The sequence below is a fragment of the Streptomyces tremellae genome, from assembly GCF_039540215.1.
Taxonomy (GTDB): domain Bacteria; phylum Actinomycetota; class Actinomycetes; order Streptomycetales; family Streptomycetaceae; genus Streptomyces; species Streptomyces tremellae.
The window spans coordinates 1-9,542 of the sequence record NZ_BAABEP010000108.1 but is presented as its reverse complement, the minus strand read 5'-3'; the positions used below and the strand labels follow the sequence as shown (position 1 = coordinate 9,542).

The 9,542-nt window shown below is 71.1% G+C and carries 4 protein-coding genes; 2 read left to right on the top strand and 2 right to left on the bottom strand.

What is annotated here, in order from left to right:
- Window positions 1-5,024 (bottom strand): HAMP domain-containing protein (locus tag ABEA77_RS32950; protein WP_425588445.1); only part of this gene is annotated, 5,024 nt, incomplete at its 3' end.
- Between the two features lie 267 nt (window positions 5,025-5,291).
- On the opposite strand from ABEA77_RS32950, the gene ABEA77_RS32945 reads away from it, so the two are divergent.
- Window positions 5,292-7,943, top strand: a complete 2,652-nt coding sequence (locus ABEA77_RS32945) for a SpoIIE family protein phosphatase (protein WP_345655706.1) — start codon at window positions 5,292-5,294, stop codon at window positions 7,941-7,943.
- Window positions 7,944-7,988: 45 nt separating this feature from the next.
- On the opposite strand, the gene ABEA77_RS32940 is transcribed toward ABEA77_RS32945, so the two are convergent.
- Entirely contained in the window at window positions 7,989-8,375 is a 387-nt protein-coding gene (locus ABEA77_RS32940; RefSeq protein WP_345655708.1) for a winged helix-turn-helix transcriptional regulator, read from the bottom strand.
- A 174-nt stretch (window positions 8,376-8,549) separates the two neighbouring features.
- On the opposite strand from ABEA77_RS32940, the gene ABEA77_RS32935 reads away from it, so the two are divergent.
- Window positions 8,550-9,425, top strand: a complete 876-nt coding sequence (locus ABEA77_RS32935) for an SDR family oxidoreductase (protein ID WP_345655705.1) — start codon at window positions 8,550-8,552, stop codon at window positions 9,423-9,425.
- Window positions 9,426-9,542: the final 117 nt, after the last annotated feature.

Sequence of the window (9,542 nt, the reverse complement as noted above, 5' to 3'; positions counted from 1 at the left end):
GTGATGTGCCGAGCCAGTTCCACGTACCGGCTCTGTGTGGCCATGGGCCCCTGCGGCTGCGCGGCGGGGGCGCCCTCGGGCAGCTCGGGCAGCGGCGCGGCCGCCTCCACGGCCGCCGCCGCCTTCGCCGAGCGGCCGGGCCCCGAGGCGGCGGCGCCCTGGTCGGGGCGTGCCACCTGCGGGTAGCCCTGCGGCGGCAGCTCGCTCGGGTGCAGCGGCAGGTACAGGGTGAACGTCGAGCCGCGGCCGGGCTCGCTCGCCGCGTGGATCTCGCCGCCCAGCAGCCGCGCGATCTCCCGGCTGATCGACAGGCCGAGGCCCGTACCGCCGTACTTGCGGCTCGTGGTGCCGTCCGCCTGCTTGAACGCCTCGAAGATGACCCGCATCTTGCTCGCGGCGATGCCGATGCCGGTGTCCGTGACGGAGAACGCGATCAGGTCGCCGTCCGCCTCCCGCAGCGAGCCGGCCTCCAGCAGCTGCTCCCTGATCGCGAGCGGCACGTCGGCGCCGGCCGGCCTGATCACCAGCTCCACGGCGCCGGTGTCGGTGAACTTCACCGCGTTCGACAGGAGGTTGCGCAGCACCTGGAGGAGCCGCTGCTCGTCCGTGTGCAGTGTCGCGGGCAGCTCGGGCGACACCCGTACGGAGAAGTCGAGGCCCTTCTCCGCGGTCAGCGGCCTGAACGTGGCCTCCACGTAGTCCACGAGCTGCACCAGCGCGATCCGCGTAGGGCTGACGTCCATCTTGCCCGCCTCGACCTTCGACAGGTCCAGGATGTCGTTGATCAGCTGGAGCAGGTCGGAGCCCGCGCCGTGGATGGTCTCCGCGAACTCGACCTGCTTCGGCGAGAGGTTAGCCTCCGCGTTGTCCGCGAGGAGCTTGGCGAGGATCAGCAGCGAGTTGAGCGGGGTGCGCAGCTCGTGCGACATGTTCGCGAGGAACTCCGACTTGTAGCGCATCGAGACGGCGAGCTGCTCCGCGCGCTCCTCCAGCACCTGCCGCGCGTCCTCGATCTCGGTGTTCTTGAACTCGATGTCGCGGTTCTGCCGGGCCAGCAGCTCGGCCTTCTCCTCCAGCTCCGCGTTGGACGCCTGGAGTGCCTTCTGCCGGTTCTCCAGCTCCTCCGAGCGCTCCCTGAGCTGTTCCGTCAGCTCCTGCGACTGCTTCAGCAGCACCTCCGTCTTGGAGTTGACACTGATGGTGTTGACGCTGGTCGCGATCATCTCCGCGATCTGCTTGAGGAAGTCGCGCTGGATCTGCGTGAACGGCTGGAACGACGCGAGCTCGATGACGCCGAGCACCTTCCCGTCGAACAGCACCGGCAGCACGATCACGTGCGCGGGCGCCGCCTCGCCGAGCCCCGAGGAGATTTTCAGATAGCCCGGCGGGACGTTCATCTGGATGGTGCGCCGCTCCTGCGCGGCCGTGCCGATGAGGCCCTGCCCCGGCCGGAACGACGTGGGCATCGAGCCCGCCGAGTAGCCGTAGCTCCCGCGCAGGCACAGCTCGAAGTTGCCGTCCTCCGGGTCGGCGCCGATGTCGGCGCCCGCGCCCGTCTGCATCGCGAGGAAGAACGCGCCGTGCTGCGCGGACACCACGGGCGTCAGCTCGCTCATGATCAGCGAGGCCACGTCGTCCAGGTCGCGGCGGCCCTGCATCAGGCCGGAGATGCGGGCGAGGTTGCCCTTGAGCCAGTCCTGCTCCTCGTTGGCGATCGTGGTGTCCCGCAGGTTCGCGATCATCGTGTTGATGTAGTCCTGCAGGTCCTTGATCTCGCCCGCAGCGTCCACGTCGATCTTCACGCCGAGGTCGCCGCGGGTCACCGCGGTGGCGACGTTGGAGATCGCGCGCACCTGGCCGGTGAGGTTGCCGGCCATCTCGTTCACGGACTCGGTCAGGTCGCGCCAGGTGCCGTCCACGTCGCGGACCCGCGCCTGGCCGCCGAGGATGCCCTCCGTACCGACCTCGCGGGCCACCCGCGTGACCTCGTCCGCGAAGTTCGACAGCTGGTCGACCATGGTGTTGACGGTGTTCTTGAGCTCCTGGATCTCACCGCGCGCGTCGATGTCGATCTTCCGCGTCAGGTCGCCCTTGGCGATGGCGGTGGTGACCGTCGCGATCTGCCGCACCTGCCCGGTCAGGTTCGACGCCATCAGGTTCACCGAGTCGGTGAGGTCCTTCCAGGTGCCGGAGACGCCCGGGACGCGCGCCTGGCCGCCCAGCTCGCCCTCCGTGCCCACCTGCCGGGCGACCCTGGTCACCTCGTCCGCGAACGACGACAGCGTCGTCACCATCGTGTTGACCGTGTCCGCGAGTTCCGCGACCTCACCGCGCGCCTCGACCGTGACCTTCTTCGTCAGGTCGCCGTGGGCCACCGCGGACGACACCCGCGAGATGTTCCGCACCTGGCTGGTCAGGTTGTTCGCCATCGTGTTGACGTTGTCGCTGAGGTCCTTCCAGATGCCGACCACGCCGCGCACCCGCGCCTGCCCGCCGAGGATGCCCTCCGTACCGACCTCACGGGCGACCCTGGTCACCTCGTCCGCGAAGTTCGACAGCTGGTCGACCATCGTGTTGACCGTGGTGACCAGGTCGAGGATCTCGCCCCGCGCGTCCACCGTGATCTTCTTCGACAGGTCACCCATGGCGACCGCGGTGGTGACCTCGGCGATGTTGCGGACCTGCGAGGTCAGGTTGTTCGCCATGAAGTTGACGGACTGCGTGAGGTCCTTCCACGTACCGGCGACGCCCTTGACCTCGGCCTGGCCGCCGAGGATGCCCTCGGTACCCACCTCGCGGGCCACCCGCGTCACCTCGTCGGCGAAGCTGGACAGCTGGTCGACCATGGTGTTCAGCGTCGACTTCAGCTCCAGGATCTCGCCCTTCGCGTCGACGTCGATCTTCTGCGACAGGTCGCCGCGCGCCACCGCCGTCGCGACCTGGGCGATGCTGCGGACCTGGTCGGTCAGATTGCCCGCCATGCCGTTCACGGAGTCCGTGAGGTCGCGCCACACACCGGCCACGCCGGGCACCTGCGCCTGGCCGCCCAGCCTGCCCTCGGTGCCCACCTCGCGGGCCACCCGCGTGACCTGGTCGGCGAAGGCGGACAGCTGGTCGACCATCGTGTTGATCGTGTTCTTGAGTTCGAGGATCTCGCCCTTGGCGTCGACGTCGACCTTCTTGGACAGGTCGCCGCGCGCCACGGCCGTCGTCACCTGCGCGATGCTGCGGACCTGGTCGGTCAGGTTGCCCGCCATCCCGTTGACGGAGTCCGTCAGCTCCTTCCACGTGCCGGAGACCCCGGGGACGCGCGCCTGGCCGCCGAGGCGGCCCTCGGAGCCCACGTCCCTGGACATCCGCGTCACCTGGTCGGCGAAGCTGGACAGCTGCGCCACCATCGTGTTGACGGTGTTCTTGAGCTCCAGCATCTCGCCCGCGACCTCGACCTTGACCTTCTGCGACAGGTCGCCGTTGGCCACCGCCGTGGTCACCTGCGCGATGTCGCGCACCTGTCCCGTCAGGTTGCGGAACGCGTTGTTCACCGAGTCGGTGAGGTCCTTCCACGTGCCGGCCGCGCCCGGCACCCTGGCCTGACCGCCGAGGCGGCCCTCCACGCCGACCTCCCGTGCGACCCGGGTGACCTCGGAGCCGAACGACTGGAGCTGGTCGACCATCGTGTTGACGGTGTTCTTGAGCGCCAGCATCTCCCCGGCGACCTCGACCTCCACCTTCTTGGACAGGTCGCCGTTGGCCACCGCGGTCGTGACCTGCGCGATGTCGCGGACCTGCGTGGTCAGGTTCCTGAAGACCGTGTTCACCGAGTCGGTGAGGTCCTTCCAGGTCCCCGCCGCGCCCGGCACCTGCGCCTGCCCGCCGAGCAGCCCCTCGGCGCCGACCTCGCTCGCCACCCGCGTGACCTCGTCCGCGAAGGTCCGCAGCGTCTCGGTCATCTGGTTGATCGTGTCGGCGAGCTGCGCGACCTCGCCGCGCGCCGTGACCGTCACCTTCCGCGACAGGTCGCCGTTGGCGACGGCCGTCGTCACCGACGCGATGCCCCTGACCTGGCTGGTCAGGTTGGTCGCCATCGTGTTGACGGAGTCCGTCAGGTCCTTCCAGACGCCGGCCACCCCGGCCACCTCGGCCTGGCCGCCCAGCTCGCCCTCGGTGCCCACCTCGCGCGCGACCCGCGTCACCTCGGAGGAGAACGACGACAGCTGGTCCACCATCGTGTTCACGGTGTTCTTCAGCTGGAGCATCTCGCCGGCCACGTGCACCGTGACCTTGCGCGACAGGTCGCCCTTGGCCACGGCCGTCGTCACCAGCGCGATGTCCCGCACCTGCGCCGTCAGCCGGTACGCCATCGTGTTGACGGAGTCCGTCAGGTCCTTCCAGGACCCCGACATGCCCCGCACCTTCGCCTGGCCGCCGAGCTTGCCCTCCGTACCGACCTCCAGGGCGACCCGCGTCACCTCGTCGGTGAACGCGGACAGCTGGTCGACGAGGTTGTTGACCGTACGGGCCACCTTGAGGAACTCGCCGCGCAGCGGCCGCTCGGCGACGGACCCCTGCGCCCCCTCGCCCGGCGTGCGCAGCTCCATCCGCTGCGACAGGTCGCCCTCGGCGACCGCGGAGAGCACCCGGCCCACCTCGGACACCGGCCGCGCCAGGTCGTCCACGAGCGCGTTGGCCCCGTCGATGGCGGTGGCCCAGGACCCCTCGCAGGTGCCCGTCTCCAGGCGCTCCGTGAGTTTTCCCTCACGGCCCACCATCCTGCGGACCCGCGCGATCTCGCCCGTGAGGTGCAGATTGCGGTCGGCGACCTCGTTGAACACGGCGGCGATTTCCGCCATCGTGTCGTCACCTGTCACCGTCAGGCGCTTGCGGAAGTTCCCGTCCCGCATCGCGACCAGGGCCGTCAGCAGTCTGTTCAGGGCCGCCGAGTCCACCTCGGTCGTCCCGCCGCTCCGGGACCGTCCGCCTTTCGCGTGCGACCGCTCGCCGCGCGCTGCCACGCCAGACTCCACCGCGTCCCTCCCACAGGGGTCGACCGTACCGTCCGGTCTCTCACCGGAAGCCTGCCCAGTGTTTCACCATGCTCGAACCAGGCGATAACAGTTCGGCAGCTTCCTCCAGCGTCGCATCCTCGAAGGACGGAATCAGAGCCGACCGGCATCCACCGGGACAGCGAAGGTAAGTAACCTGGCATGCGGCTGTCCACCCGTCCCGGTCGCCCGGCAGGGGCGGTGTGACTGACGTACTACACCGGGCGCCGGGAGGGGCGGGGCCGTTTCATGGCGGAGCCGGGCGTGGAAACGCTTACGAGGAGTTCTGTGATCACGGCGCGGGCGGCTGCCACCTTCGACCCCGAGGGGCGGTCCGTCGCGGCGGCCCGTGCCTTCGTCCGCGACACCCTCCAGGGCTGGGGCTGCTCCGACGTCGTGGACGATGCCGTCGTACTGACCAGCGAACTCGTCACCAACGCCGTGGTCCACGCGGGCACCGCAGCCGACGTGCGCTGCCTGCGCACCGACGACGGCGTACGGATCGAGGTCGCGGACCGCTACCCCGAGCGCGAGGTCCCCGTGCAGGCCACGGGCCCCTCCTTCGGCAACCTCGACAGCGAGCACGGCAGAGGACTGCTGCTGTGCGCCGCGCTCGCCTCCCGCTGGGGCGTCGAGTACACGCCCTCGTACAAGCAGGTCTGGTTCCAGCTCGACATGCCGGAGCGGGCCGTCGGCACCCGCTCCGCCGGGCCTGCCCTGCCCACGGCGCTGCTGCCCGCCGCCGAGGAGGACCGGGTGCGGGTCGCGGTCGTCCAGGTCGACCAGGCCGCCACGGTCGCCGGGTGGAACGAGGACGCGACAGCCCTGTTCGGCTACCCCCCGGAGCAGACCCTCGGCAAGCCCGTCACCGAGTTCGCGGCCTGGCCGCACACCCCCGGCATCAGCATGGGCATCGTGGAGGCTCTCCAGCTCTCCCGCTGGGAGGGCAGCTACGGCATCCGCCGCTCCGACGGCCGCGTCATCCCCGTCTACGCCTCCCACCTGCGGGTACGCGACACCCACGGCGAGCCGTCCACGGTCTGCCTCCTGGTGCGGGACAGCGAGCGCGCCGTCATCCAGACACCGCCGCGGCAGAGCGCCAACGACAACGGCGGCGAGAACCGCACCGCGGACCCCTTCGAGGTCTTCATCGGCTCCCCCGCCCCCGACGACCTCGACGGCCTCCTCCAGCGCACCGTGGAGCGCTCCCGCGACATGCTCGACGCGGACGCCGCGTTCCTCCTCCTCGCCACCGACGACGAGACCGAACTCGAAGTGCGGGCCACCACCGGCCTGCCCTCCGCCCGCCAGCGCTTCGCCCGCGTCCCCGTCGAGGCCGGCACCGGCCGCTACGGCTCCGCGCGGCTGCCCGCCGTCCACGACGACCTCGGAGCCGTGCCCGGCGCCGTGCCGCTCCTCGCCGGCACCGGCATGCGCTCCGTCGTCACCGTCCCCCTCAAGGTCGAGGGCCGCCTCACCGGCTCCCTCGGCGTCGCGTCGGAGGCACCGGGCCGCTACTCCAACGAGCAGGCGCTGAGACTCCAGTTCGCGGCCGACCGCATCGCGCTCGCCGTCGAGTCCGCGCGCCTCGGCGAGCTGGAGCGGCTGCGCCGCGGTTCGCTCTCCTTCCTCGTCGAGGCGTCCGATCTGCTCGCCGGGACACTCGACCGCGACCAGACCCTCGCGCTGATGGCGCAGATGACCGTCCCCACGCTCGCCACCTGGTGCGCCGTCTACACCATCGCCGACCAGGCGTCCGAGCCCGAGCTCTCCTTCGTGCTCCACGAGGACGAGGAGCGCATCGACGGCCTCAAGTCGCTGCTCACCAAGATCAACCCGCCGGAGCCCGTTCCCACGCCCGGCGCCCGGCTCTGGACCGCGCCCGCCGACGCCGCCCACCAGTCGGCGCTGCGCTCCTCCATGCGGGAGCTGGCCAGCGGCTCCGCCACCGCGGGCGCGGGCGTCGGCCCCTCGCTCGCGACGGCCGCCGCGGTCGGCGGCGAGACGGTCGTCCTGCCGCTGGTCGCCCGCAACCGCGTCATCGGCCTGCTCACCCTCGGCAAGCCCTCGGACGACCACTTCCGCCAGGAGATCCTGGAGCTCGCGGAGGACCTGTCCCGCAGGGCCGCGCTCGCCCTCGACAACGCCCGTCTCTACTCGGAGCGCACCGCGATCAGCCAGTCGCTCCAGCGCAGCCTGCTCCCGCCCGAGCTGCCGGTGATCCCGGGCGTCGAGGTCGAGGTCATCTACCGCGCGGCGGGCGAGGGCAACGAGGTCGGCGGCGACTTCTACGACCTGTTCCCCATCACGGACGGCACCTACGGCTTCGCCATCGGCGACGTCTGCGGCACGGGCCCCGAGGCCGCGGCCGTCACCGGCCTCGCCCGGCACGCCCTGCGCCTCCTCGCCAGGGAGGGCCTCGGCGGCCCCGCCGTCCTCGAGCGGCTCAACGCCGCCATCCTCGACGAGGGCCCCCGCAGCCGCTTCCTCACCCTCCTGTACGGCGAGCTGCGCCCGCAGGACGACGGCAGCGCCAAGCTCACGATGGTCTGCGCGGGCCACCCGCTCCCGCTGCGCCTGCGCCAGGACGGGTCGGTGGAGCCCGCCGCCGAGCCGCAGACCCTGCTGGGGGTCATGGACGACCTGGGCCTGTACGAGCAGACCGTGACGCTCGACCCCGGCGACGTGCTGCTCTGTGTCACGGACGGCGTCACAGAGCGCCGCGAGGGCTCCCGCATGCTGGGCGACGACGGCCTCGCCGAGGTCCTCGCCACGTGTACGGGCCTGACGGCGGGCGCGGTCGCCGCGCGGATCCTGCGCGCGGTGGAACGGTTCGCCGCCGCGCCAGCCTCCGACGACATGGCGATCCTGGCGCTGCGCGTCCCCGAACCGCAGGGCTGACCTGCCCCGGGGCCCCCACCAGGCCCCGGGCCGGCCCCCACCGGGTCAGACGCGGACGCCGTCGTACGCCGAGCGCGCCGCGAAGACCTCGGGCAGGCTGCCCTCGGCCCAGCGCGCCAGCGCCCACACCTGCTCCGCCGCCTGTCGGCCGAGCGCGGTCAGCGAGTAGTCGACGCGCGGCGGGATGACCGGCTTGGCGTCCCGGTGCACGAAGCCGTCGCGCTCCAGGGTCTGGAGGGTCTGCGCGAGCATCTTCTCGCTCACCCCGCTGATCTCCCGCCGCAGCTCGCTGAACCGGTACGACCGCTCAAGCAGCGCAGCCAGCACCAGCACGCCCCACCGGCTCGTCACATGTTCGAGGACGAGCCGCGACGGACAGTCGGACAGGTTGACGTTCGGCCGCGTCTCGGGCGATGGCGTATGGCCCGCGATGAAGCGGTTCACCTCGGATGTTCCACTCACGCTCACACCAGTACCTTACTTCAAAGTGGGTACTTACAAAACTTCCTGTACCGGCCCTACGGTGTGTGCTCAGGGGTCGAGCCGCGGCACGGCCCGGACGAAGGTACAGCGCGTGGAAGCGCGTGGAACGGAGAGATGGACGCGATGAGCATCGTGATCACCGGGGCCACAGGGCACCTGGGCCGACGTGTGGTGGCCGATCTGCTGGCGGCCGGTGTCCCGGCGGACGGCATCACTGCGGTGGCCCGCACGAAGGAGAAGGCTGAGAGCCTGACGGCGGCCGGCGTGCGCGTGCACATCGCCGACTACGACGACCCGGCATCCTTCGAGGGTGCGTTCCACCCGGGCGACCGGGTCCTGCTGATCTCCGGCACGGACATCGGCAGGCGCGCGCCTCAGCACGCCGTCGTGATCGACGCGGCGAAGACCGCGGGGGTGGCCCAGCTCGCCTACACGGGCGTACTCGGTGGCCCGAAGGCGGACTTCCTGCTCGCCGCCGACCACCGGGAGACGGAACGGCTGATCCTGGAGTCGGGGTTGCCGTACACCTTCCTGCGCAACGGCTGGTACACGGAGGCCCCGACCATCGTCGGCGACCTGGGCGGCGTCCTGGAGCGCGGCGAGATCACCAGCAGCACCGTCCCCGGTGCGCGGATCGCTGCGGCGCCGCGCGCCGACTTCGCGGAGGCCGCAGCCCACGTGCTGCGCGAGGACGGCCACCTCGGCAGGGCGTACGAGTTGAGCGGCGACACCGCGTGGACCATGGACGAGATCGCCGAGGAACTGTCACGCCAGTCCGGCCGTACGGTCGTTCACCGTAGGCTGACCCCCGAGGAGCAGAAGGCCGCCTACGTCGGCGCCGGCCTCCCCGAGGGCTTCGCGGAGGTCCTGGTGGACGTGGACGCGGCGATCAACCGCGGGCTGCTCGCGCCGACGCCGGGCGACCTGGCGCGCCTCCTCGGCCGCCCCACGACGCCGCTCGCGGAGTCCGTCCGCACGGCACTCGCGGAACTCGGCTGACCGGTCCGCATACCGCGCATATGAGGAAGGCCCCCGCCAACTGGCGGGGGCCTTCCTCATATCAGAGCCCCAATACGGAATCGAACCGTAGACCTTCTCCTTACCATGGAGACGCTC